Below are 23,906 nucleotides of genomic sequence, written 5' to 3' on the forward strand. Positions count from 1 at the left end.
ACGTGATATCAGGAATCGATGAATGGCTACAATGCTGGATGTCTCAATTCGCGCAGGCGTCTCTAAAGCGACGGTTTCCCGCGTGTTGAACGGCACAGGTCAGGTAAAAGAGAGTACCCGTCAGCAGGTATTCAAAGCGATGGAGGAGCTGGGGTATCGGCCGAACTTTCTCGCCCGTTCGCTGGCCAACCGCACGAGTAACAGCATCGGACTGGTGGTTTCCACCTTCGACGGCTTCTACTTTGGCCGTCTGCTGCAGCAGGCCTCGCGCCAGACCGAAGCCTGGGGAAAGCAGCTGATTGTCACCGACGGCCACGATGCGCCGGAGCGCGAAGAAGAAGCGGTGCAGATGCTTGCCGATCGCCAGTGCGACGCCATCATCCTTTATACCCGTCATATGAGCGAAAAGAAGATCATGTCGCTTATCGACTCCATCGAGATGCCGCTGGTGGTGATTAACCGCGACGTCAGCCTCGCGCGCGAGCGCTGCGTTTTCTTCGAGCAGGAGGATGCCGCATTCCAGGCGGTGAACTATCTGATTGCCCAGGGCCATCGCGAGATCGCCTGCCTGACGGTCCCCATGCACACGCCAACGGGCAAGGCACGCCTGCAGGGCTACCGTAAGGCGCTGAAAAAAAATGGCATTGCGTGGGATGAGGGAAGAGTAAAATACGGCGATTCGACGATGACCCGCGGCTACGAGCTGTGCCGGGAGCTGCTGGAGGAAAAAACGCCGTTCAGCGCGCTTTTTTCCTGCAACGATGATATGGCGCTCGGCGCCTCAAAAGCGCTGCATCAGGCCGGGCTGCGGATCCCGCAGGACGTTTCGCTATTTGGTTTTGATGACGCCCCCAGCGCGAAGTGGCTGGAGCCGGGCCTGTCGACGGTCTATCTGCCCATCGACAATATGATCACCACCGCCATCGATCAGGCGATCAAGCTTGCCAACCATCAGCCGATCGAAACGATCCCGCCGTTTACCGGCACGCTGGTGCTGCGCGAGTCGGTCACGACGGGTCCCTGGTTTTAGATCAGATTTGCTCTAAGACCAGCAGCTCCTGAATGGTCTGGCGGCGGCGAATCAGCCGCGCGCTGCCGTTATCGAACAGCACTTCCGGCAGCAGCGGTCGGCTGTTGTAGTTTGAGGACATCGACGCACCGTAGGCGCCGGTATCGTGCAGCACCAGGTAATCTCCCGGCGCCACGTCAGGCAGCAGGCGCGTTTCCACCTTCCCCCCTTCCTGCTGGGTAAAGACATCCCCGGATTCGCACAGCGGTCCGGCGACCACGGTTTCAATCATCGGCGCCGCGCTAAGATCGCGGCCGTCCGCCGCCAGGGCGCTGATGTGGTGGTAGCTGCCGTACATCGACGGACGCATCAGGTCGTTAAAACCGGCGTCAATCAGCACAAAGTGACGGCTGCCCATCTCCTTCACGCTGCGCACCTGGGAGACCAGCACGCCGGATTCCGCCACCAGGAAGCGACCCGGCTCGATCTCCAGTTTCACCGGATGGCCAAGATGCTTCGCCACCTGCTCGCGGGCGGCGTTCCACAGGCCGTAATAGTGATCGGTATCGATCGCCTCTTCGCCTTCGCGATACGGGATCGACAGGCCGCCGCCGGCGGAGATCGCCTGCAGATCCTGACCAAACTCGATCACCTGACGCACCATCGCGCCGCACACCTGCTCGAGGTGAGCATAATCCACCCCTGAGCCAATGTGCATGTGAATCCCCACCAGCTGCAGCTGATAGCGACGCATCACCTCCAGCGCCGCCGGCAGGTGGCTATACCAGATACCGTGCTTGCTGTTTTCGCCGCCGGTGTTGGTTTTCTGGCTATGGCCGTGACCGAACCCCGGATTGACCCGCAGCCACACGCGATGGCCCGGCGAGACTTCGCCCAGCTGGCTCAGCATATCCACCGACCCGGCGTTGACCGGGATCTGCAGCTCCTTCACCCGCTCCAGCGTTGCGTCGTCGATCAGATCGGCGGTAAAGACGATATCTTCCGGATGCTGCTGCGGATCGTAACCCGCCGCCAGCGCGCGCTCAATCTCGCCAAGCGATACGGAATCGACCTTCACGCCCTGCTCGCGCATCAGGCGCAGGATATGAATGTTTGAGCAGGCCTTCTGCGCAAAGCGCACCACGTCAAACTTGCCGAGCTGGGCAATCTGGCGGCGAATAATCTGCGCGTCGTAGACCCATACCGGGCAGCCAAACTCGGCGGGCAGGCGCAGCAGGTTATCTGCTGTCAGGTCGGTATCGGTGGCGTAAAGCGAGCGTGGCATGGTGAACTCCGGCGTTGTTGGCGTTGTGCGTGTTTTTTTATGATTACGCCATAGCCCGAAGGGAATAAAAAATATCGTTTTGTCGTGAGTCTATGCAAAAATGATATGGAAACCTCACGCCATCCGAGAGCCGCCATGCCCGCCGTCAATTTGCGCCATATCGAAATCTTCCACGCGGTGATGACCACCGGTAACCTGACCGAAGCCGCCCGCATGCTGCATACCTCGCAGCCGACGGTCAGCCGGGAGCTGGCGCGCTTTGAAAAGGTGCTGGGGCTGAAGCTTTTTGAGCGCGCTCGCGGCCGCCTGCAGCCCACGGTCCAGGGGCTGCGGCTGTTTGAAGAGGTGCAGCGGTCGTGGTACGGGCTGGACAGGATCGTCAGCGCGGCGGAAAGCCTGCGTGAGTTTCGCCAGGGCGAGCTGTCGGTGGTGTGCCTGCCGGTATTCTCCCAGTCGTTTTTACCGCTGCTGCTGCAGCCGTTTCTGGCGCGCTACCCGGAGGTCAGCCTGCAGATCGTTCCCCAGGAGTCGCCCCTGCTGGAGGAGTGGCTCTCCGCCCAGCGCCACGATCTTGGCCTGACCGAAACCCTGCATACGCCCGCCGGCACCGAGCGCACGCCGCTGCTGACGCTGAATGAGGTCTGCGTCCTGCCGCAGGACCATCCGCTCGCCGCGAAGCAGGTTCTGACTCCCGCCGATTTCCACGCTGAAAACTACATCAGCCTGTCGCGGACCGACAGCTATCGCCAGCTGCTTGACGCCCTGTTCCTTGAACATCAGGTCAAGCGGCGAATGGTGGTCGAAACGCACAGCGCCGCGTCGATTTGCGCGATGGTGCGCGCGGGCGTCGGCATCTCGGTAGTTAATCCGCTCACCGCCCTCGACTATGCCGAAAGCGGCGTCGCGGTGCGCCGCTTCAGCATCGATGTGCCCTTTACCGTCAGCATGATCCGCCCGCTGCACCGCCCCGGTTCGGCGCTGGTCGACGCCTTTATTCACCACTTGCAGCACAGCCTGGCGCAGATCCAGCGCCCGCTCGATAGGGTGCTTAAGAAAGCATAAACTCCACCGCGTCCGCGGCGTGAATGGCCGCGGTATCAAATACCGGCAGCGGGCTGCTTTCTACGGGCACCAGCAGGCCAATCGTTTTCATTATTCGCTCCTTTTATGGTTTCCCCCGGTGAAGCAAACTTGTGATCGGCTTTCCACTTCTCTCGCCGATCGTTTCTTTTTAGAAAATTGTGCGATAAATTAAATGAAACATTGTTTCACTTAACAACAGGACCCGCGGATGTTTATTTTTCATAAAGAGACCACGCTCGACGATCTGGGCAACGGCGTGACCCGACGCATTCTGGCGCACGGCGGCAAAATGATGGCGGTTGAGGTTAACTTTGACGTCGGCGCCATTGGTCCGATGCATAACCACCCCCACGAGCAGCTGACCTACGTGCTTTCAGGTGAGTTCGAATTCACCATCGGTGATGAGAAACGCGTGGTCAGCGCCGGCGACACGCTCTACAAGCAGCCGCATATTATGCATGGCTGCGTGTGCCTGAAGGCGGGAACCCTGCTGGATACCTTTACGCCCGTTCGTCAGGATTTTCTGCAAAACTAATCTTCCCCGGGCGCGGTAGCGGAAGAGCGGGCATGCCCCCCTCTCTTTCCACCGTGCCCCCCACACGCCCATTATTATTTGTTAAAAAATATGTACAAAGACAATCATTAGCCGGGCAATAAAATACCGCACATCTGCGCCAGTTCACCTTTCCGGCATATCTCCCCAGCCCTTACCAGCCTTACAAAACGCCCGCCATATCATTTTTTGAAACATCGTTTCGACTCCGATCACATTTCCACTATGAATCGAATGACTCTGTAATAAATCGCAATAAAATAAATTTAAAACGGCGTTTTATAAAATTAAAGGCGCCGGGCATAGCAAAGCCGAACCGGTGCACGCTCAGCAGGGAGCTGCGGGTGACAAACCATGACAAAAACAGGGTTCAACAAGGAAGGAAGCGCCAGCACAGACACCAGCAACAGATTAACTTTTCCGGCTGCTTTTCAGCGCGGATAGCGCACACAGCGTGAAGTACACCGGGTATAAACCGAATCCGTTTTACAAACTCGTAAGCCAGGTAGGTATGTATGAATGAAAACAAGCTGCTGGGATTGGCATGGATATCGCCCTATATCATCGGGCTGATAATCTTTACCGCCTTTCCCTTTGTTTCATCTTTCTTCCTCAGTTTCACTGAGTACGACTTGATGAGTCCGCCGGTATTTAACGGCATTGAAAACTATCGCTACATGCTGACCGAAGATTCCCTCTTCTGGAAGTCAATGGGCGTCACCTTCGCCTATGTCTTTTTAACCATTCCGCTGAAGCTGGCCTTTGCGCTGGGCATCGCGTTTGTTCTCAACTTTAAGCTGCGCGGCATCGGTTTCTTCCGTACCGCCTATTACATTCCGTCGATTCTCGGCAGCTCCGTCGCCATCGCCGTACTGTGGCGCGCGCTGTTCGCTATCGACGGCCTGCTGAACAGCTTTATCGGCGTGCTGGGCTTCGACCCGGTTAACTGGCTCGGCGAGCCGTCGCTGGCGCTGATGTCGGTGACCCTGCTGCGCGTCTGGCAGTTCGGTTCGGCAATGGTGATTTTCCTCGCGGCGCTGCAGAACGTTCCGCAATCGCAGTACGAAGCGGCGATGATCGACGGCGCCTCGAAGTGGCAGATGTTTATGAAGGTGACGGTGCCGCTGATTACGCCGGTGATCTTCTTCAACTTCATTATGCAAACCACCCAGGCGTTCCAGGAGTTTACCGGACCGTACGTGATAACCGGCGGCGGCCCAACCTACTCCACCTATCTGTTCTCACTCTATATCTACGACACCGCCTTTAAGTACTTCGATATGGGCTACGGCGCGGCGCTGGCATGGGTGCTGTTCCTGGTCGTCGCGGTGTTTGCCGCCATTGCCTTTAAGTCTTCGAAATATTGGGTGTTCTACTCCGCCGATAAGGGAGGCAAAAATGGCTGATATCCAACAAATTTCCGCGGCCCGGGACATCGCAGAGCGCGAGGTTGCCAGAACGCTGCGGCGGGAAAAAATGAACGCCAGCATCCGCTATGTGATCCTGCTGTTCGTTGGCCTGCTGATGCTCTATCCGCTGGTGTGGATGTTCTCGGCGTCGTTCAAACCGAACCACGAGATCTTCACCACCCTCAGCCTGTGGCCCGCTCACGCGACCTGGGACGGGTTTATCAACGGCTGGAAGACCGGGACGGAATACAACTTCGGTCACTACATGCTGAATACCTTCAAATACGTGATTCCGAAGGTGATCCTGACCATTATCTCCTCCACCATCGTGGCCTACGGCTTTGCCCGCTTCGAGATCCCGTGGAAGAAATTCTGGTTCGCCACCCTCATCACCACCATGCTGCTGCCGAGCACCGTCCTGCTCATCCCGCAGTACCTGATGTTCCGCGAAATGGGGATGCTGAACAGCTATCTGCCGCTGTACCTGCCGCTGGCCTTCGCCACCCAGGGGTTCTTCGTCTTCATGCTGATTCAGTTCCTGCGCGGCGTGCCGCGCGATATGGAAGAGGCGGCGCAGATTGACGGCTGCAACTCCTTCCAGGTGCTGTGGTACGTGGTGGTGCCGATTTTAAAACCGGCGATTATCTCGGTCGCGCTGTTCCAGTTTATGTGGTCAATGAACGACTTTATTGGTCCGCTGATTTACGTCTATAGCGTCGATAAGTATCCGATCGCGCTGGCGCTGAAAATGTCCATCGACGTCACGGAAGGCGCTCCGTGGAACGAAATTCTGGCAATGGCGAGCATCTCCATTCTGCCATCCATCATCGTATTCTTCCTGGCTCAACGCTACTTCGTACAGGGCGTCACCAGCAGCGGAATTAAAGGTTAAGAGGGAAATATCATGGCTGAAGTTATTTTCAAAAAACTGGAAAAGGTCTACTCCAACGGCTTCAAAGCGGTACATGCTATCGACCTGAAAATCGCTGACGGGGAGTTTATGGTGATCGTCGGGCCATCCGGCTGCGCCAAATCCACCACCCTGCGCATGCTGGCGGGTCTCGAAACCATCAGCGGCGGCGAAGTGCGCATCGGGGAGAAAATCGTTAACAACCTCGCGCCAAAAGCGCGCGGGATTGCGATGGTGTTCCAGAACTACGCGCTCTATCCGCATATGACGGTGCGCGAAAACCTCGCCTTTGGCCTCAAGCTGAGCAAGCTGCCAAAGGATCAGATTGAAAGCCAGGTTAACGAAGCGGCAAAAATCCTCGAGCTGGAAGAGCTGCTCGACCGTCTGCCGCGCCAGCTCTCCGGCGGCCAGGCCCAGCGCGTGGCGGTTGGCCGGGCGATTGTTAAAAAGCCGGACGTGTTCCTGTTCGATGAGCCGCTCTCTAACCTCGACGCCAAGCTGCGCGCCTCAATGCGCATCCGGATCTCCGATCTGCACAAGCAGCTGAAGAAATCCGGCAAACCGGCGACCACCGTCTACGTCACCCACGATCAGACCGAAGCCATGACCATGGGCGACCGTATCTGCGTGATGAAGCTGGGCCACATCATGCAGGTTGATACCCCGGACAATCTGTACCACAAGCCAAAAAATATGTTTGTCGCGGGCTTTATCGGCGCGCCGGAGATGAACATCCGTCCCTGCAAGCTGGTTGAGCGCGACGGCCGCCTGCATATGCACGTCGGTGACGATCTGCTGCCCCTCAACGATACCCTGCAGAGCAAAGCCGAAGGCTATAAGGACCAGCCGCTGTTCTACGGCGTGCGCCCGGAGTTCGTCTCTATCTCAGACCAGCCGTTCGCCGAAGGCTGCGGTTCCGGTGAGATGGTGCGCGTGGAAAATATGGGCCACGAGTTCTTTGTCTATATGAAGGTTGCCGATTATGAGCTGACCGCCCGCGTCCCTTCCGACGAAGCGAGGCCGATGATCGAAAAAGGGCTGCATCGTAAGGTCTATTACCGGTTCGATCTCAACAAATGCCACCTCTTTGATGCGGCGACCGAACAGAACATCTCTCTGTAATCACTGGAGTATTAAAATGAAAAAAGTGCTCTTAAGCGCCGCAATCTCCGCCACTCTGGGCCTGACCGCGCTACCTTCTCTGGCACAGGATGTCGACCTGCGCATGTCCTGGTGGGGCGGCAACGGCCGCCATCAGGTGACCCTGAAAGCGCTGGAAGAATTTCATAAGCAGAACCCGGATATTAACGTCAAAGCGGAATACACCGGCTGGGACGGCCACCTTTCGCGCCTGACCACGCAAATCGCCGGCGGCACCGAGCCTGACGTGATGCAAACCAACTGGAACTGGCTGCCTATTTTCTCGAAAAACGGCGACGGCTTTTACGACCTGAATAAGATGAAGGACGTCATCGATCTCAGCCAGTTTGACGCGAAGGAGCTGCAGTCCACCACCGTGAACGGCAAGCTCAACGGCATTCCCATTTCCGTGACCGCCCGCGTGTTCTACTTTAACGACGAAACCTGGAAAAAAGCCGGCGTTGCCTACCCAAAAACCTGGGATGAGCTGATGGCGGCGGGCAAAGCCTTTGAAAGCAAGCTCGGCAAGCAGTACTACCCGGTGGTGCTGGAGCACCAGGACACCCTGGCGCTGCTGAACTCTTACATGATTCAGAAGTACAACCAGCCAGCTATCGACGATAAAACCAAGAAATTCTCCTACAGCAAAGAGCAGTGGGTCGAGTTTTTCCAGATGTATAAAAAGCTTATCGACAGCCACGTCATGCCGGACACCAAATACTACGCCTCGTTTGGCAAAAGCAATATGTACGAGATGAAGCCGTGGATCCAGGGCGAGTGGGCGGGGACCTACATGTGGAACTCCACCATCAACAAATACTCCGACAACCTGAAGCCGCCGGCGAAGCTGGAGCTGGGGGAATACCCGATGCTGCCGGGCGCCACCGACGCCGGCCTGTTCTTTAAGCCCGCGCAGATGCTCTCGATCGGTAAATCAACGAAAAACCCGGAAGCGGCGGCGAAGGTGATTAACTTCCTGCTGAACAGCAAAGCCGGGGTCGATACCTTAGGACTCGAGCGCGGCGTGCCGCTGAGTAAAGTGGCGGTGCAGTACCTGACCGAAGACGGCACGATCAAGGCCGACGATCCGGCGGTTTCCGGGCTGAAGCTGGCGCAGTCCCTGCCGGCGAAGCTCTCCGTGTCGCCCTACTTCGACGACCCGCAGATCGTAGCCCAGTTCGGCACCTCTCTGCAGTACATCGATTACGGACAGAAATCCGTAGAAGAGACGGCTGCGGACTTCCAGCGCCAGTCGGACCGCATTCTCAAGCGCGCCATGCGCTAATTCAGCCCTGCCAAACCTCCCCCGCGGCTCCCGCTGCGGGGGATTTTTAGCCACCAGCCCATCATGAAAGGCAAAATCATCCCGCCGGGCTTTGCGACCGGGCGACCTGCTTTACCCTCAGAAGAGATATTTGAAGCGCACGCGCGCGCCGTAGCGTTCGTCCGGGCCCGCGCTTTTCTCCGCCGATGAATCCAGCCACGAGGCGTAGGCGCCGAGGTAAATGTTAAAATTCGCCATATCCATGATATTCGGCAGCAGCCACGAGGCGTGCAGCGTGTGGATGTCATAGCGCCCCGGGGCGAGTACCGCGCACTCGTTGTCGCATTCTGCGCTCACGCCCGCCAGATTAAACTGGTCGATTTTGTTATGCGCATAGATGTAGCCCAGCTCCACGCGATGCCATAGCGCGTTGATGCCGGCGCTGAAGTCCTGCTCATCCGTGGCGTCGAGATAGGCGGTACTCAGATTCACCACCGCGCCATCCTGCGGGTCGGCCTTCAGCGTGTTCCAGCTCATGGTCATGCCGTAGCCGGTACGGCTCGACTGGTCGACCCAGCGGCCGCGCGGGTCCTGATAGCCGTAGGCATTATTGACGAGGTTACTCTCCATCGCCGCCGCCACCGACCACTCGCCGGATTGCCACGCCACTACCGGACGCACGTAGGCGACGTTTTTCTGGTTATCCAGCGCGTTGCCGTGATAGTTGCGATCGACGAAGAGCGTGCTGCCGTCCTCCACCAGCGTATTCACCTCGAAGTACCAGCTGCCGAGATTTTTGCTCAGCAGGAAGTTGCCGCCGCTGCTGCTGCGTCCGCGCCCCTCTTTCATCATATAGATATAGCCGTAGCCGTCGCTGTAAAGATCGTTCGCCGTATTGCCGGAATATTCAATAAAGGTATCCTGATTTAGCGGGAACATATCGTAGGCTTCAAAGCGCCCAATTTTAATTTTCCAGTCATCCTGCTGGCCAAAGAAAAAGGCCGCATCGTCCAGATTCATCTTGCCATTAATATCCGCCAGCGGCTGTACGCTGAAGCCGGCATACTTGCCATCGGCCCCTTTCCGCAGGCCATCAAAGCCGATAAGAATACGTCCGTTAATATCCCAGCGCTCTTTTCCCCCCGGCGCCCAGCTTTTATTCGCAGTGGTTCTCACCGAGGTCAGGCTACCGGTACGGCTGGCGCCATCCATATTAAACTCAACGTCGCCATAAAACTTTAATTCGCCATAATCATTGACCTGCAGCGCGGGTTTAGCCGCCGCGTTGCTGGCCGCTACCGCCGGCGTCTCCTGACGCTTTAGCGCCCGAATCTCCGCCTCGGCGCTGGTTGCCCGCTGCTCGGTCTCCTGCAGTCGCTGCTCCATTTGCGCCAGCCGTTCTTCGAGTGTTAATGGTTCCTGCGCATTAGCCAGAGGGGTAAATAAAGACGTCAGAAAGCACCCGACCCAGATTTTATTCATCGGTAAACCCTTTTATTATTTAATTAAATGAAATCTTTATTTATACCCTAAATAATTCGAGCGGCATCAAGGCGGCAAGAGAGCGAGTTCCCAGGCGCTTACTAAAGTAAGTGACCAGGGTGAGAGTGCAGCCAGCGCGTATGCAGCCTGAAGTATGACGGGTATACAGGTAAAGCACGACGATGATGACAATAATAACCCGCCCATCGTCGCAGACGGGTTATTAACGGCATAATAAAACGGTAACGATATTATTCGAGCTGCCAGGCCCCGGCCTCAGATAAGCTGGCCGATCCGCTCCAGGCAAATAAGGTTAATTCACGGCGAGCGGCATCCGGATAAATACGGCTGCTGAGGCAGGCTTCGCCCTCGTTAACGAAGACCTCGACGGAAGAGCTGTCGAAAAATATCCGTAGCCTGAGCGGCGCCTCGGCGGTTAACGGCACGCTGCGCGCGCCGCACAGGCCATGCTGCGGATAGTGACGCTCCAGCACCAGGCGCTGCATCTGCGCATCAACGTAGACCCGCAGGCCGTCGCCGAAGCTGAGGCCATACTGCTCAGCGCTGCAGCTGGCGCTATCCCAGTGCAGGATAACCTCCATCGCCTCGCAGTTTTCCACCAGCATGGTCTGCTGATTTTTCAAGGTGCTTACCGGCCACGGGAACCACGCTCCGCGCAGGCTTTCTACCTCTTTCGCCGGGCGCATCTGCAGCCGGCTGTCGGCGCTCAGGCTCAGCTCGCGCGGCAGCGAGAGCATCCCCGCCCAGCCGTCCTGCTGCTCCGGCAGCGGCGACTCCCACATATCCAGCCAGCCGATAACGATCCGCCGACCGTCCGGCGTCAGGAAGCTCTGCGGCGCATAAAAATCATGCCCGCTGTCCATCTCCACAAACTCGCCTTCACGCACAAAGGTGCCGCCCGGCTGCCAGTCGCCGAGCAGATAGCCGCTCTGGAACAGGTTCCGATTCTGATAGCCCTGCGCCGCCATGCCCTGCGGAGAAAACATCAGCACGCGCCTGTCGTTGAGGGCAAAAAAGTCCGGGCACTCCCACATATAGCCCATCTCTTTTTCCGCCTCATCAAGCACGCCCGCGTCCTGCCACTGGCGCAGGTCGGCCGAACGGTAGAGGCGCACCTGGCCGACGTCGCCGAGGCGCGCGCCGACGATCATGTACCAGCTATCGCCCTCGCGCCACACCTTAGGATCGCGGAAATGGTGCAGCCCCGGCGGGGTATCGAGGACGATCCCCTGGCGCTCAAAGTGGATGCCGTCGCGGCTGGTCGCCAGGCACTGCACCTGATACAGGTTGGCCTCATCGTTCGGGTCACCGTGGAATTTATGCCCGGTATAAATCAGCGCCAGCGTATCGCCGTCGACCACCGCGGAGCCGGAGAAGCAGCCGTCCTTATCCTCCGGGCCTTCCGGCGCCAGCGCCACCGGCAGATGCTCCCAGTGCACCAAATCTTTACTGCGCGCATGACCCCAGTGCATCGGCCCCCACTGCGTCGAGTAGGGATGGTGCTGGTAAAAGGCGTGATACCAGCCGTCGAACCACACCAGGCCGTTAGGATCGTTGATCCAGCCCGCGCGGGCGGCAAGATGGTAGCGCGGGTACCAGCGCAGGTTCAGCGCATCGCTTTTCGCCTGCAGTTCCTGTTCGGCGTTGCTAATTGAGTAGGTCATAGTCTTCACTCTTGTCATTCAAATAACGGAAGGTTGCGGCATCAGCGGGTCGGATGGTGACTTAGCCGAGCGCAGCAAGAAGATGGAGATAAAGGTGGTGAAGAACACCAGCAGGCCCATAATCAAATAGGACCGGGCAAAGCCGTATATCTCGTAGCTATAGCCCGCCAGCGGCGACAGCACGGTAGCAATAACCGAGCTGGTGCAGGCAAAGCCCACCAGATAGAGCGTCGATGAGAGGCGCTTATCAAAGTTTAAGCTGTTGTATTTAAAGATAGATACCAGCAGGATCGGCAGCTCCACCGCGTGCAGCAGCTTGGTGATAGAGATGAGCAGCGGCCCCTCTACCAGCCCGGAGGCCACCATCCGCAGCGCCATCACCATACCGGCGAAAATCAGGCCATTTTTAGCGCCAATGCGGTTAACCAGCCAGGGCGCGCAGAACATCCCCGCCGCCTCAAGAAACACCTGGAAAGAGTTCAGGTAGCCGTACATGGCGTTGCCCTCCTGCAGGGTGGCGAACTGCGAGGAGAAGTAGACCGGGAACTGCTGGTCGTAGACGCCGTAAATACAGGTGCCGACGACGAAAAACACCAGCGCCCAGAAGCGGCGCAGGGTGAGCAGACGCAGCGCGTCCTCCAGCGTCACCTTGCCGCCCGCCACCGCTTCCTCCATCGCCTGCGGCGCAGAGGAGACCCGCAGCCGCGCCAGCAGGACGAAGAATACCAGGCCGGAGCAGCTGGCGACGGCAAAGTTCAGCTTCGGGTTGATGTTAAACAGCAGGCCGGCAAAAAAGGTCGCCACCGCCCAGCCCAGCGATCCCCACATCCGCGCTTTGCCGAACTCAAACTGGCTCTGGCGCGCCACGCGCTCGGTGTAGGACTCGAGCACGCCGATACCGCCGTTGAAGGTCAGGCCGATGTAGATCCCGCCAAAAATACTGCCGAGAAAAATGTTAATGCCCAGCAGGTAGCCAAACAGCAGATAGGCCGGCCCGGAGAGGATCAGCAGCGCGGTGATATACCAGAGCAGGTTTTTACGCAGGCCGAGCTTATCCTGAATAAAGCCGTAGCAAATTTGGGCAAACAGCGCTGAAACGGAGAGAACCGCGTAGATGATGCCGGTATCCCCCGCCTTCAGGCCGACCTCCTGATGGAGCCAGATAGAGAGCAAAGAGCCGGACGAAGACCAGGTCACGAAAAAGAAGAACAGTAAGGCGCTGAGTATCGGATAGCTGTGAGAGTGATGTGCTTTCATCATGACGTTCTCTGTTGGAGTAATGCGCAGATGGTAACGTTAACAAAACCTAAAACTCATGCCCTTTTGCTGAGATACATGATGTTAATCACATAAGTTAACGTTAACATAATGGAGATGCGATCGCGATCAAATATTCCTCGCCATCGCTGCGGCGCATCCTGCGATAGAATATCGCACATGATCCTTTTACATCAGCGACTTAGTTATATAGCCTGTTGCCTGGCGACAGCGTTGGAGTAGTAAATATGGCATCCTTGAAAGATGTGGCAAAACTGGCAAACGTCTCTCTGATGACGGTCTCACGGGCGCTGAATAGCCCGGAGCGCCTGAAGCCAGAGACTCTGGCTCGCGTTCAGGCCGCCATTGAACAGACCAACTACGTCCCCGATCTCTCCGCCAAAAAAATACGTGGCGCCCACGCCACGCCAAACACCATCGGAGTTCTGGCGCTGGATACCGTCACCACCCCCTTCTCGGTGGAAATTACGCTCTCAATCGAAGAAACCGCGCGGGCGCACGGCTGGAACAGCTTCGTGGTCAACATGTTCTCCGACGATAGCCCGGACACCATCGTCGACCTGCTGCTCTCCCACCGGCCGGACGGGATTATCTACACCACCATGGGGCTGCGCCAGGTGCCGCTCCCGGCCAAGCTGCTGACCCTCCCCTGCGTGCTGGCCAACTGCGAAAGCCTCCACGACCCGGTGGCCAGCTATATTCCGGACGACGAGCAGGGTCAGTATGCGGCGGTGCAGGCCCTGCTGGCGGCAGGCTATCGCCGTCCGCTGTGCCTGCATCTGCCGGCGAAGCATCTGGCGACCGTGCGCCGGCGCCAGGGGCTGGAGCGCGCCTGTCGGGAAGCGGGTCTCGATCCGCATACGCTCGAACACGGCTATATGGAGTATGGCGATGAGCACTATCGCGACATCCCGGCGATGCTGCTGGCAAACATTCGTGCGGGTAAGCCGCAGTTCGACTCGGTGATTTGCGGTAACGATCGCATCGCTTTTATGGTTTATCAGACGCTGCTGGCGCAGGGCCTGCGCATTCCGCAGGACGTGGCGGTGGTCGGTTACGATAATATGGTCGGCATTGGCGATCTGTTTTTACCGCCGCTCTCAACGGTGCAGCTTCCGCATTATGAAATAGGGCGCCTGAGCGCCCTGCATATTATTAACGGCGACAGCCATCGGGATATGGTGCGGGTTGCCAGCCCCTGGCTGCCGAGGGAGTCGCTGTAATCAGTTGCCGATATCGCGCAGCTTCTTGCCGGACATCAGATTGCGCTCGATGTGCTCAAGGGTGACGTTTTTGGTTTCCGGGATCAGCCAGAAGGTCACCCCGATAAAGGCGACGTTGAGCGCGGTATAGAGCCAGAAGGTGCCGGCGGCGCCGATCGCGTCGAGCAGCGTCAGGAAGGTCGCGCCGATAATCATATTCGACACCCAGTTGGTGGTGGTGGAACAGGTGATGCCGAAGTCGCGGCACTTCAGCGGCTGAATTTCCGAGCACAGGATCCACACCACCGGGGCGGCGCTCATCGCGTAGCCGGCAATACACATCATGGTCATGCCGACGGAAAGCCAGGACAGGCCGCTTGAGGCGGTGCCGTTATCAAACTGCATCAGGCAGTAGCCGAGCACCAGCGTGCCCAGCGCCATCACGCTAAAGCCAATTTTCAGCGCCGGTTTACGCCCGGCTTTATCCACGGTAAACACCGCAATAAAGGTGGCAAACATAAAGGTCAGGCCGACGACGAGGGTCGCCATCATCTGCTGCTCGGTGGTGGTGAAGCCCGCCATTTTAAAAATACGCGGCGCGTAGTACATGATGATATTCATCCCGGTGAACTGCTGCATCGCCTGCAGCAGCATGCCGAGGAACACCGCCCGACGGACGTTGCGGTTGATCTTAAACAGCGCCCAGCCGCCCTGCTTGAGCTTCAGGCTTTCGCGAATTTCATTGAGCTCGTCCCGGGCTTTTTCCGAGGTATCGCGCAGCATGCGCAGCACCTCTTCCGCCTCGACGTGGCGCCCCTTCTCCGCCAGCCAGCGCGGGCTGTTGGGCAGGAACACGACCAGAATAATCAGCAGGACCGCAGGCAGCGCCAGCACTCCCAGCATGGCGCGCCAGTTGCCGCTGTAGCTAAACGCCGTATCGGATAAAAACGCCATCACGATACCCAGCGTCACCATCAGCTGATACATGCTTATCATCTTACCGCGGACATTTTCACTTGCCATTTCAGAGAGATAAAGCGGCGCGGTGTAGGAGGCGATCCCGACGGCAACGCCGAGGAGAACCCTCGCCAGCAGCAGGACCTCCACGCTGTTGGCAAAGGCGGAGCCGATGGATCCGGCAACAAACAGTATCGCCCCGACCATCAGGCTGTATTTACGCCCGAGGCGGAAAGAGAGCCAGCCGTTGAACAACGCGCCGACGGCGGCGCCCAGCATCATGCTGCTCACCACCCACTCCTGCAGGCGGCTGGATAAGGCAAAATGATCGGTAATAAAGGGCAACGCCCCGGCAATCACCCCGATATCGAGGCCAAACAGGAGCCCGGCCACCGCGGCGGCAATGGAGACAAACTGGTTCATGCGCCGGGTATCGCGCTGCGTACGCGGCATTAACGTAGAGTCATTATTAATTGAGGTCATTTTTCCCTGCCAGAACATAGTAAGACGTGATGAGAAAGTACGGGATCGGCGGGGCAATGTGTCAGGGTGGAGATGCCAAAGATATGGACTAATTAGCTACTAGACATCGTTTTGTGATGGACATTCAACTTTCATAGCGATGCAAAAAATTATCACCCGCAGATAAAAACCCAATATTCATGCGATTAATCGCCACTCTATAACCAATTGATATGGATTATTTTCATTTATCGATATGGACAATTAATGTTCACGCATAAAAAAACCTGCCGTCTGTGGCAGGTTTTTTATTCGGCAAAGCGGGAAATTAGCGCGCCAGCCAGCCACCGTCCACCGCCACGGTATAGCCGTTGATGTAGTCGGACGCGCTGGAGGAGAGGAACACCACCGGCCCCATCAAATCGCTCGGCAAACCCCAGCGGCCCGCAGGAATACGCTCAAGAATTTCGGCACTGCGCTGCTCGTCGGCGCGCAGCTGCTGGGTATTGTTGGTCGCCATATAGCCCGGCGCGATAGCGTTAACGTTGATGTTGTGCTGCGCCCACTCGTTCGCCAGCAGGCGGGTCACGCCCATCACGCCGCTTTTTGAGGCGGTGTAGGAAGGCACGCGAATACCGCCCTGGAAAGAGAGCATGGAGGCAATGTTGATGATTTTGCCGCCGTTGCCCTGGGCAATGAAGTGCTTCGCTGCCGCCTGAGACATAAAGAACACGCTCTTGATGTTCAGATCCATCACGTCATCCCAGTCCTTTTCGCTGAACTCAAGGGCATCCTGACGGCGGATCAGGCCGGCGTTGTTGACCAGAATATCGATATGGTCAAATTCAGCGACGGCGCGCTCCAGCAGCTGCGGGATCCCCTCAATCTGGCGCAGGTCGGCGGTCAGGCTGAGAAAACGACGACCCAGCGCGGTGACGCGCTCAATCGTCTCCGTTGGCTCAACGATATTGATACCGACAATATCGCAGCCCGCTTCCGCCAGCCCTACCGCCATGCCCTGGCCCAGCCCGGTGTCACATCCGGTCACAACGGCCACTTTACCCTGGAGAGAGAATGTATCGAGTATCATACCTGGTTCCTTTATCTTTCAGATAGCCCGTACTACACAGGCGAGGTTCTATAGGTTCGACCGGCTGTTTGCGCTGGCCATTATGGTTAGAAGAACTCTCTGGGGCTGGCCCATCATAAAAATAAAACAGAGTTCCGTTTTGCAAGTGGACCCATCTTATCTCCGGGCAAGGTCATTTTCAATTATTATTAAAACATCGTTTCAATTTTTAGCAAAGCAAATGGTAAAAATGCAAATCAGATCACGAAGCGCTGACCCGACCTGAAACAATAAAGAATGAAATTCATTTAAATACAAAGCATTATAGAAACTTAGAAAATTATCATCAGATCGCAGAAAGTCGGCATAAAAACAAAGTTCCCTCCTCATGCCGCTGCCTGGAGGCAAAAAAGTGCGATCCAGAGCAGGAAGTTATTGCGAACTGCGCTCGCCATCACAAATAATGAAACGATGTTTTGATAAATTAACACCTATCTTTTAAATCAAACTCATCTGCTCACACGCCCTCAGGGAGGCGGCAGCGCAGGAAGGAAAAGGAGCACATCATGGCTAAAGGCATGCGGGTAAAACTCAACTATGAAGTCAGCCGCGATCCCGATACCGGGGCAGAGGTCACCCGCTTAACCCCTCCGGAAGTGACCTGCCATCGTAACTATTTCTATCAGAAATGCTTTTTCAACGACGGTAGCCACCTGCTGTTCGCCGGTGAATTCGACGGGTACTGGAACTACTACCTGCTGGATATCGCCGCGGCCGAAGCCGTCCAGCTCACCGAAGGAGCCGGCGACAACACCTTCGGCGGCTTCCTCTCGCCGGACGATACCTCCCTCTATTACGTTAAAAACGACCGCACGCTGCTGGAAGTTAACCTCACCACCCTGCAGGAGCGCGAAGTCTATCGCGTTGCCGACGAGTGGGTGGGCTACGGAACCTGGGTCGCTAACAGCGACTGCAGCAAGCTGGTCGGCATTGAGATCGCCAAAAGCGACTGGACGCCGCTCAACGACTGGCAGACCTTCCACGACTTCTTCCATAAGGGCCCGCGCTGCCGCCTGCTGGGCGTCGATTTGCAAACCGGTGAAAGCCGCACCATCCATGAAGAGAAAAACTGGCTGGGCCATCCTATTTATCGGCCGTTTGATGACAACACCGTCGCCTTCTGCCACGAAGGCCCGCACGATCTGGTTGATGCCCGCATGTGGATGGTGAATGAAGACGGCAGCAGCGTACGTAAAGTCAAAGAGCATGCCGAGGGCGAAAGCTGCACCCACGAGTTCTGGGTGCCGGACGGCTCGGCGCTGATGTACGTCTCCTACCTGAAGGGCCAGCAGGGACGCACCGTTTACCGCTTTAACCCGGATAGCGGCGTGAACGAAGCGCTGATGCAAATGCCCGCCTGTTCGCATCTGATGAGTAATTTTGACGGCACGCTGCTGGTGGGCGACGGTTCCGGCACCCCGGTAGACGTGAAGGATACCAGCGGCTATACCATCGATAACGACCCCTATCTGTACGTTTTCGACGTGGCGAAGCGGGCCTTCTTCCGCGTTGCGCGCCACGATACGTCGTGGGCAACCATCGCCAACAGCCGCCAGGTGACCCATCCGCACCCCTCCTTTACGCCGGACGATAGCGCGATCCTGTTTAGCTCCGATAAGGACGGTAAACCGGCTATCTATATCGCGAAGATCCCCGAGCAGCGCGAGATGCTGCAGGCATAACCTGTTGTAACCTGAGTTTGATTGAGTACTTCTGTAACTGGCCTTGCCCTCCTTTTGGAGGGCTTTTTTTTGGCCCGCAGCCGGCCACATTCAGGCGCACGGGAGCAGCGAAGAGTACGCCCTCGCGCGTCATAATCAACGGAGGACGGCGGCTGATTAACGGCAAAACCCCGGCTAACTGCGCCGGGGTAAACGATGAGGCTGTTGTTTATATCAGAAGGTGTACGCCACGCCTACGCGGAAGCGGGTCTGGCGGTCGCTGCGGTCGTTAACGCCAACGTTACCCACCTCGCCGTAGGGCGCCCAGTTCTTATCCAGCTTATAGGCCAGCTTGACGTTATATTCCTGGGAGTAGGGTTTATTGTCATTACGGTTTACGCCTTCGCTACTGCGGGCATAAACGTAGTTCAGCTCGGTACGCCAGTCGCCCAGCACGAAGCCCGCCCACGCATCGCCGCGGTTAACTTTATCGTCCTCTTTGCCCGCGCTTGCCGGGTAGCGGGTGTAGTCGTAACGGTAGCGGGCAGCAACGTAGAAACCGTTATCGAAGCTGTACTGCACGCGCAGGTTCGGCTTATAGATTGAGCGGCTGTCGTTACTTTCAATATTGAAGCCCGGCGTGACGGAGAAATTCTTGTTCGCCTTCCACTGCCAGCTGATGGTTTCTTCATGCCCGTTGCCCACAAAGTCTGAATAAGGCTGATCGGTGTTATCCCCTCCTGACTTCCACTTTGCCTCGACGGAGAAACCAAAGCCGTTGGCGAACCGGTGCGACACGGAGACGCGGTCGGCGTTGGTTTTATCGGTTTTACCGCCGTCGATGAATTCATGACGCAAATCCACCGTGACGGCCGAAGCAGAAAAAGACGCGGCGCAGAGAGCAGCAAGGGCCAGAGATCGTGCAAACATAGGGTACCCCTCAAAATTAAAATTATGTTTCTATTTTATGAAACTGCATTTTATTTTTTAAGAGATGATGTTTTAGTGATCGAGATCGTAATTATTTGTTTCAAAAAACATGGCACATAAAGACGTGACAAAGCTCAACAAATAGGGCCGTTATTCGCCCTTTTTGCTGAGATCTATCGCGGAAATCATGCTTAGCACAAATAAAAAAGCCCCCTGATGACAGGAGGCTAAGAAGGGGAAACGCTTTTTTGGCCGCTACTCTCGTTCCACCGCCAGCGCGACGCCCTGGCCGCCGCCGATGCACAGCGTGGCCAGCCCTTTACGGGCGTCCCGTTTGATCATTTCATGGACCAGCGAAACTAAAATGCGGCAGCCGGAGGCGCCGATAGGGTGGCCGAGGGCAATGGCGCCGCCGTTGACGTTGACCCGCCGCTCGTCCCACTCCAGCACCCTGCCCACCGAAATAGCCTGCGCGGCAAACGCCTCGTTGGCTTCAATAAGGTCAACCTCGTCCAGCCGCCAGCCCGCTCTTTCCAGACAGCGGCGGGTCGCATGTACCGGCGCAATTCCCATTAGCGCCGGATCGACGCCAACGCTTGCGAACGCGCGGATCCGCGCGAGGATCGGCAGGCCAAGCTCCAGCGCCTTCGTCTCGCTCATCATCATCACCGCCGCCGCGCCGTCATTAATGGTTGAGGCATTGCCCGCGGTCACCGAACCCAGGCGGTCGAAGGTCGGCGGCAGACAGGCCAGGCCTTCGGCGCTGGCGTCAACCCGCGGCTGCTCATCGGTATCCACCCGCCGCGGCGCGCCGTTCTGTTCGGTCATTACCGGGACAATCTCGTCGCGAAAGCGGCCGGAGTCGATCGCCCGCCGCGCCTTGTGCTGCGAGCTCAGCGCCCAGGCGTCCTGCAGCTCGCGGCTGATGCCGTACTCCCGCGCCAGGTTTTCCGCCGTCACGCCCATATGATAATCATTGAACGCGTCCCACAGGCCATCGTGAACCAGGCTGTCGATCAGCTGGCTGTTTCCCAGCTGGGCCCCGGTGCGGCTGTCGGTCAACACGTGCGGCGCGCGGCTCATATTCTCCTGGCCGCCGGCAATCACCACGTCCGCCTCGCCGCACTGAATAGCCTGCGTAGCGAGATGCAGCGCCTTCAGCCCGGAACCGCAGACGTCGTTAATGGTGATCGCCGAAACGGTGTTCGGCAGCCCGCCGCGGATCGCCGACTGGCGCGCAGGGTTCTGCCCGGTGCCGGCGGTTAAAACCTGCCCGAGGATCACTTCATCAATAGCGTGGGGATCGATTCCGGCGCGTTCGACCAAAGCCTTAACCACCAGACTCCCCAGCTCCACCGCCGAGTGGCGCGATAGCGTCCCCTGGAAGCAGCCAATAGGCGTCCGCAGCGCGCCGACGATCACGACATCTTTCATCCTCTACCTCTGCCTGCCTCTGTGCAAAGAAACAACAACATAGTAGAGAATTGTTATCAAAAAATTTCGCAAATGTTTAAAAAAAGTGAGGTAAATCACAAAGATTTGCGGCGATTTTACTGCCCCTGGCGCTGCAAATGCTGGCGCAGCCAGCTCCCCGCCTCTCCCGGCGGCGCCCGTTTATTCCATAATAAATCTACGGATATCATCCGCGGCCAGCCCGCAATGTCGAGCGGTACCAGCGTTCCGACGCCGGCAAACTCCTCAACCAGCGCGCAGGGCAAAATGCACCAGCCCAGCCCCTGCACCGCCATGCTGAGCAGCAGCAGATAGTTGGGTGCCGACCACACCTGTCCCTGAGCAGGGTCGGCCCTGCTTTCCAGATAGGTGCTCAGCCGCAGCTCGCGCCAGCTGTGCAGCTCATCCCAGACGACCCTCTCCTGCGCCGCCAGCGGATGCCGGGGCGCCACGTAAATCGCCATCGCGGTCTGTAGCGGCAGGCGCGTACAGCCGATTTCCGGAGGATAGCTATCCCTGGCCTCAATCAGCCCCACCTGTGCGCGCTCCTTTTGCAGCAGGTCGACAACGTCCTCATCCTCGCCGATCAGGCACTCAAATTCAGTATGCGGAAAGCGGCGGTCGAACTGCTCCAGCAGATCTTCAAGGACATCGGGATGCAGCGTATCGGAGAGCACAAAAGTGAGCCGGGCCTCCGTTTCACCGGAGAGAGAAATAGCCAGCTCATCGAGCCGGTCGCTTGCCGCCAGAATCGCCTTCACGTAGCCCAGCACCTGCTCGCCCTGCGGCGTCAGCACCGGCTGGCGGGCGGTACGATCGAACAGCGTCACCCCGAGGTCGGCTTCGAGGTTTGAGATAGCGGTGCTGACGGTGGACTGGCTTTTGCGCAGGCGGCGCGCGGCGGCAGAAAACGAGCCGCAGGCCACGGCTTCGACAAACGCGGTAAGAGCTTCGGGAGAATAGCGCATGAACTATCTACTTTATCGATGGATACTATCTTTTGTTTATCATATTTATCCATAAAATGCGGAGTAGTTTCTGACAACGCGTTCAGCCTGCATCGCTAATACACGGCTGTGAACGACGGCTTTACCCGGAGGTAAATACCATGCAACAGAGCAACCTGCAGCGTAAGTCGCTGACGGAACGTATTATTCACGCGGTCAGCTTTGAGGGCCTCGCCACGCTGATCCTCGCCCCCACCGCGGCATGGCTGATGCAGCGCTCGGTGGTCGAAATGGGCGGCCTGAGCATTCTGCTCGCCAGCCTGGCGATGGTCTGGAACCTGATTTATAACGCGCTCTTTGACCGTATCTGGCCGGTTTCCCGCGTGATAAGAACCCTGAAGGTTCGCGCCCTGCACGCCATCGGTTTTGAGAGCGGATTTATCATTATCGGCGTCACCGCCGTCGCGCTGCTCCTCGGCGTCTCGCTGATGCAGGCGTTTATGCTGGAAATCGGCTTTATGCTGTTCTTCCTGCCCTACACCATGCTGTTCAACTGGGCCTGGGATACGCTGCGCGTGCGGGTACTGAGGTACCGTCAAACGCAGATCCCTACGCGTAGCTAAACGCAGGCGGAGCGCCGGGGAAGTTCCCGGCGATCCTCGCTGCTGCCCGCCATCTAAAACTATCGCCACGACCAAAACGCAGATGTGGTAAATTACACTCCTTTTTTTTGGTTTTACGGTTGATAAATTCACACAATGTCTAAAATTTGGTCTAAAGAAGAAACTCTCTGGAGTTTTGCCTTATATGGCACTGCCGTAGGCGCTGGCACTCTGTTTTTGCCGATCCAGCTAGGGTCCGCCGGCGCCGTTGTTCTGCTCATCACCGCGCTGGTCGCATGGCCGTTAACCTACTGGCCTCACAGGGCGCTGAGCCAGTTTATCCTCTCCGCTAAGGTTGCGCCCGGCGCTGGCATCACCGGCGCGGTCAACCACTATTACGGCAAGAAGGTCGGGAATCTGATCACCGGGCTCTACTTCCTCGCCTTTTTTGTGGTGGTCCTGATTTACGCCGTGGCGATCACCAACTCTCTCGCCGAACAGCTGGCGCGACATATGCCGATCACCCCCGGCGTCCGCGCGCTGCTCAGCCTCGCCGTGGTGCTGGTGCTGAACCTGATCTTCCTGATGGGTCGTCACATCACCATTAAGGTGATGGGTTTTCTGGTGTTCCCGCTGATCGCCTGCTTCCTGTTCCTCTCTATCTACCTGATTGGCGACTGGCAGCCCGAGCACCTCACCAGCCAGATGCAGCTGAACTCGCATACGCTCCACCAGGTCTGGATCTCAATACCCGTGATGGTTTTCGCTTTTAGCCATACGCCGATTATTTCAACTTTTGCTATCGACCAGCAGGAGAAATACGGCGAGCAGGCGATGGGTAAATGCAAAAAAATCATGAAAGTGGCCTACACCATCATCTGCGCCAGCGTGCTGTTTTTTGTCGTTAGCTGCCTGCTGGCGATACCGGCTACCTATATTGAAAGCGCGCGTGATGAAGGCGTCACCATCCTCTCCGCGCTGTCGATGATGCCCGGCTCCCCGGCCTGGCTGGCGGTAACCGGGATCGTCGTGGCGGTGGTGGCGATGTCAAAATCCTTCCTCGGGACCTACTTCGGGGTGATTGAGGGTGCCAGCGAAATCGTGAAAACCTCGCTGGGGCAGATGGGAATTCGCAAAAGCCGCGCCTTCAACCGCGCGATGTCGATCCTGCTGGTTTCGGCGCTGACCTTCGCGGTGTGCTTTATTAACCCCAACGCCATCTCGATGATATACGCCATCAGCGGACCGCTGATCGCCATGATCCTGTTCATCATGCCGACCCTATCGACGTACATCATCCCGGCCCTCAAGCCGTACCGATCGCCGGGTAATTTCATCACCCTGATCGTCGGCCTGCTGTGCGTGTCGGTGATGTTCTTTAGCTAATCCTCCCCCTGCGGCAACGGCCACCGCCGTTGCCGCACGTTCTGCTAATATTCCCGCCGCTGCAAATCCCCTGACCGGTT

At 57.4% G+C, this 23,906-nt stretch carries 20 protein-coding genes and 1 pseudogene; 11 read left to right on the forward strand and 10 right to left on the reverse strand.

The features are described 5' to 3' along the window. Positions 1-31: 31 nt before the first annotated feature. Positions 32-1,030 (forward strand): LacI family DNA-binding transcriptional regulator, encoded by a 999-nt coding sequence (locus EDF75_RS18600; protein ID WP_166646214.1) that lies wholly within the window; start codon positions 32-34, stop codon positions 1,028-1,030. 1 nt (position 1,031) lies between these two features. On the opposite strand, the gene lysA is transcribed toward EDF75_RS18600, so the two are convergent. After that, positions 1,032-2,294 (reverse strand): diaminopimelate decarboxylase, encoded by a 1,263-nt coding sequence (gene lysA, locus EDF75_RS18605; RefSeq protein ID WP_133600460.1) that lies wholly within the window; start codon positions 2,292-2,294, stop codon positions 1,032-1,034. Positions 2,295-2,429: 135 nt separating this feature from the next. Between lysA and EDF75_RS18610 the strand changes: the two genes are divergently transcribed. After that, positions 2,430-3,356 carry a LysR family transcriptional regulator gene (locus EDF75_RS18610; RefSeq protein WP_133600579.1) on the forward strand — a complete coding sequence of 309 codons (927 nt, stop codon included), beginning with the start codon at positions 2,430-2,432 and terminating at the stop codon, positions 3,354-3,356. On the opposite strand, the pseudogene EDF75_RS18615 reads toward EDF75_RS18610, so the two are convergent. Next, positions 3,343-3,438, reverse strand: a pseudogene (locus EDF75_RS18615) (aspartate/glutamate racemase); the annotation flags it as partial. The gene EDF75_RS18610 and the pseudogene EDF75_RS18615 sit on opposite strands and share 14 nt — an antisense overlap. Before the next feature lie 147 nt (positions 3,439-3,585). Between EDF75_RS18615 and EDF75_RS18620 the strand changes: the two are divergent. From EDF75_RS18620 to EDF75_RS18640, 5 genes are all read left to right on the forward strand, one after another. Beyond that, on the forward strand, positions 3,586-3,912 hold the full coding sequence (locus EDF75_RS18620) for a cupin domain-containing protein (protein WP_133600461.1): 327 nt from the start codon (positions 3,586-3,588) through the stop codon (positions 3,910-3,912). Positions 3,913-4,445: 533 nt separating this feature from the next. Next, positions 4,446-5,336 carry a carbohydrate ABC transporter permease gene (locus tag EDF75_RS18625; protein ID WP_041147051.1) on the forward strand — a complete coding sequence of 297 codons (891 nt, stop codon included), beginning with the start codon at positions 4,446-4,448 and terminating at the stop codon, positions 5,334-5,336. Further along, on the forward strand, positions 5,329-6,231 hold the full coding sequence (locus tag EDF75_RS18630; protein ID WP_045857405.1) for a carbohydrate ABC transporter permease: 903 nt from the start codon (positions 5,329-5,331) through the stop codon (positions 6,229-6,231). Before EDF75_RS18625 ends, EDF75_RS18630 begins: the two co-directional genes overlap by 8 nt. Positions 6,232-6,243: 12 nt before the next feature. Then, positions 6,244-7,371, forward strand: a complete 1,128-nt coding sequence (locus EDF75_RS18635) for an ABC transporter ATP-binding protein (protein ID WP_133600462.1) — start codon at positions 6,244-6,246, stop codon at positions 7,369-7,371. 16 nt (positions 7,372-7,387) lie between these two features. Beyond that, on the forward strand, positions 7,388-8,674 hold the full coding sequence (locus tag EDF75_RS18640) for an ABC transporter substrate-binding protein (RefSeq protein WP_041147054.1): 1,287 nt from the start codon (positions 7,388-7,390) through the stop codon (positions 8,672-8,674). Between the two features lie 117 nt (positions 8,675-8,791). On the opposite strand, the gene EDF75_RS18645 is transcribed toward EDF75_RS18640, so the two are convergent. From EDF75_RS18645 to EDF75_RS18655, 3 genes are all read right to left on the reverse strand, one after another. After that, positions 8,792-10,135 (reverse strand): carbohydrate porin, encoded by a 1,344-nt coding sequence (locus EDF75_RS18645; RefSeq protein WP_133600463.1) that lies wholly within the window; start codon positions 10,133-10,135, stop codon positions 8,792-8,794. 251 nt (positions 10,136-10,386) lie between these two features. After that, positions 10,387-11,820: a glycoside hydrolase family 32 protein gene (locus tag EDF75_RS18650; RefSeq protein WP_133600464.1), complete on the reverse strand. Its 1,434-nt coding sequence runs from the start codon at positions 11,818-11,820 to the stop codon at positions 10,387-10,389. 18 nt (positions 11,821-11,838) lie between these two features. Beyond that, positions 11,839-13,080 (reverse strand): MFS transporter, encoded by a 1,242-nt coding sequence (locus tag EDF75_RS18655; RefSeq protein WP_045857395.1) that lies wholly within the window; start codon positions 13,078-13,080, stop codon positions 11,839-11,841. Between the two features lie 245 nt (positions 13,081-13,325). Between EDF75_RS18655 and EDF75_RS18660 the strand changes: the two genes are divergently transcribed. After that, positions 13,326-14,321 (forward strand): LacI family DNA-binding transcriptional regulator, encoded by a 996-nt coding sequence (locus EDF75_RS18660; RefSeq protein WP_133600465.1) that lies wholly within the window; start codon positions 13,326-13,328, stop codon positions 14,319-14,321. Here the strand turns inward: EDF75_RS18660 and araE are convergent, their stop codons facing one another. Together araE and kduD are read right to left on the reverse strand one after the other, a co-directional pair. Next, complete coding sequence (araE, locus tag EDF75_RS18665; protein ID WP_045857390.1) at positions 14,322-15,740, reverse strand: arabinose-proton symporter AraE; 1,419 nt, start codon at positions 15,738-15,740, stop codon at positions 14,322-14,324. Between the two features lie 307 nt (positions 15,741-16,047). Then, positions 16,048-16,809, reverse strand: coding sequence for a 2-dehydro-3-deoxy-D-gluconate 5-dehydrogenase KduD (gene kduD / locus EDF75_RS18670; RefSeq protein ID WP_133600466.1), 762 nt, complete (start codon positions 16,807-16,809; stop codon positions 16,048-16,050). A 545-nt stretch (positions 16,810-17,354) separates the two neighbouring features. On the opposite strand from kduD, the gene EDF75_RS18675 reads away from it, so the two are divergent. Continuing rightward, the gene (locus EDF75_RS18675) at positions 17,355-18,530 is read left to right on the forward strand and encodes an oligogalacturonate lyase family protein (protein WP_133600467.1); all 1,176 of its coding nucleotides are present in this window, start codon (positions 17,355-17,357) and stop codon (positions 18,528-18,530) included. A gap of 213 nt (positions 18,531-18,743) precedes the next feature. Here EDF75_RS18675 and EDF75_RS18680 read toward each other — a convergent pair whose 3' ends face one another. The 3 genes from EDF75_RS18680 to EDF75_RS18695 all read right to left on the reverse strand — a co-directional run bounded on the left by EDF75_RS18680 (position 18,744) and on the right by EDF75_RS18695 (position 21,859). Continuing rightward, entirely contained in the window at positions 18,744-19,439 is a 696-nt protein-coding gene (locus EDF75_RS18680; protein ID WP_123708688.1) for an oligogalacturonate-specific porin KdgM family protein, read from the reverse strand. A gap of 255 nt (positions 19,440-19,694) precedes the next feature. Next, positions 19,695-20,873 (reverse strand): acetyl-CoA C-acetyltransferase, encoded by a 1,179-nt coding sequence (locus EDF75_RS18690; RefSeq protein WP_133600469.1) that lies wholly within the window; start codon positions 20,871-20,873, stop codon positions 19,695-19,697. Positions 20,874-20,989: 116 nt separating this feature from the next. Then, positions 20,990-21,859, reverse strand: a complete 870-nt coding sequence (locus EDF75_RS18695) for a LysR family transcriptional regulator (RefSeq protein ID WP_133600470.1) — start codon at positions 21,857-21,859, stop codon at positions 20,990-20,992. A 140-nt stretch (positions 21,860-21,999) separates the two neighbouring features. On the opposite strand from EDF75_RS18695, the gene EDF75_RS18700 reads away from it, so the two are divergent. Together EDF75_RS18700 and EDF75_RS18705 are read left to right on the forward strand one after the other, a co-directional pair. Further along, positions 22,000-22,461 carry a multidrug/biocide efflux PACE transporter gene (locus EDF75_RS18700; RefSeq protein ID WP_133600471.1) on the forward strand — a complete coding sequence of 154 codons (462 nt, stop codon included), beginning with the start codon at positions 22,000-22,002 and terminating at the stop codon, positions 22,459-22,461. 135 nt (positions 22,462-22,596) lie between these two features. After that, positions 22,597-23,826 (forward strand): amino acid permease, encoded by a 1,230-nt coding sequence (locus EDF75_RS18705; RefSeq protein WP_133600472.1) that lies wholly within the window; start codon positions 22,597-22,599, stop codon positions 23,824-23,826. Positions 23,827-23,906: the final 80 nt, after the last annotated feature.

Origin of the sequence: Klebsiella sp. BIGb0149, from assembly GCF_004362605.1 — a bacterium.
Taxonomy (GTDB): domain Bacteria; phylum Pseudomonadota; class Gammaproteobacteria; order Enterobacterales; family Enterobacteriaceae; genus Klebsiella; species Klebsiella terrigena.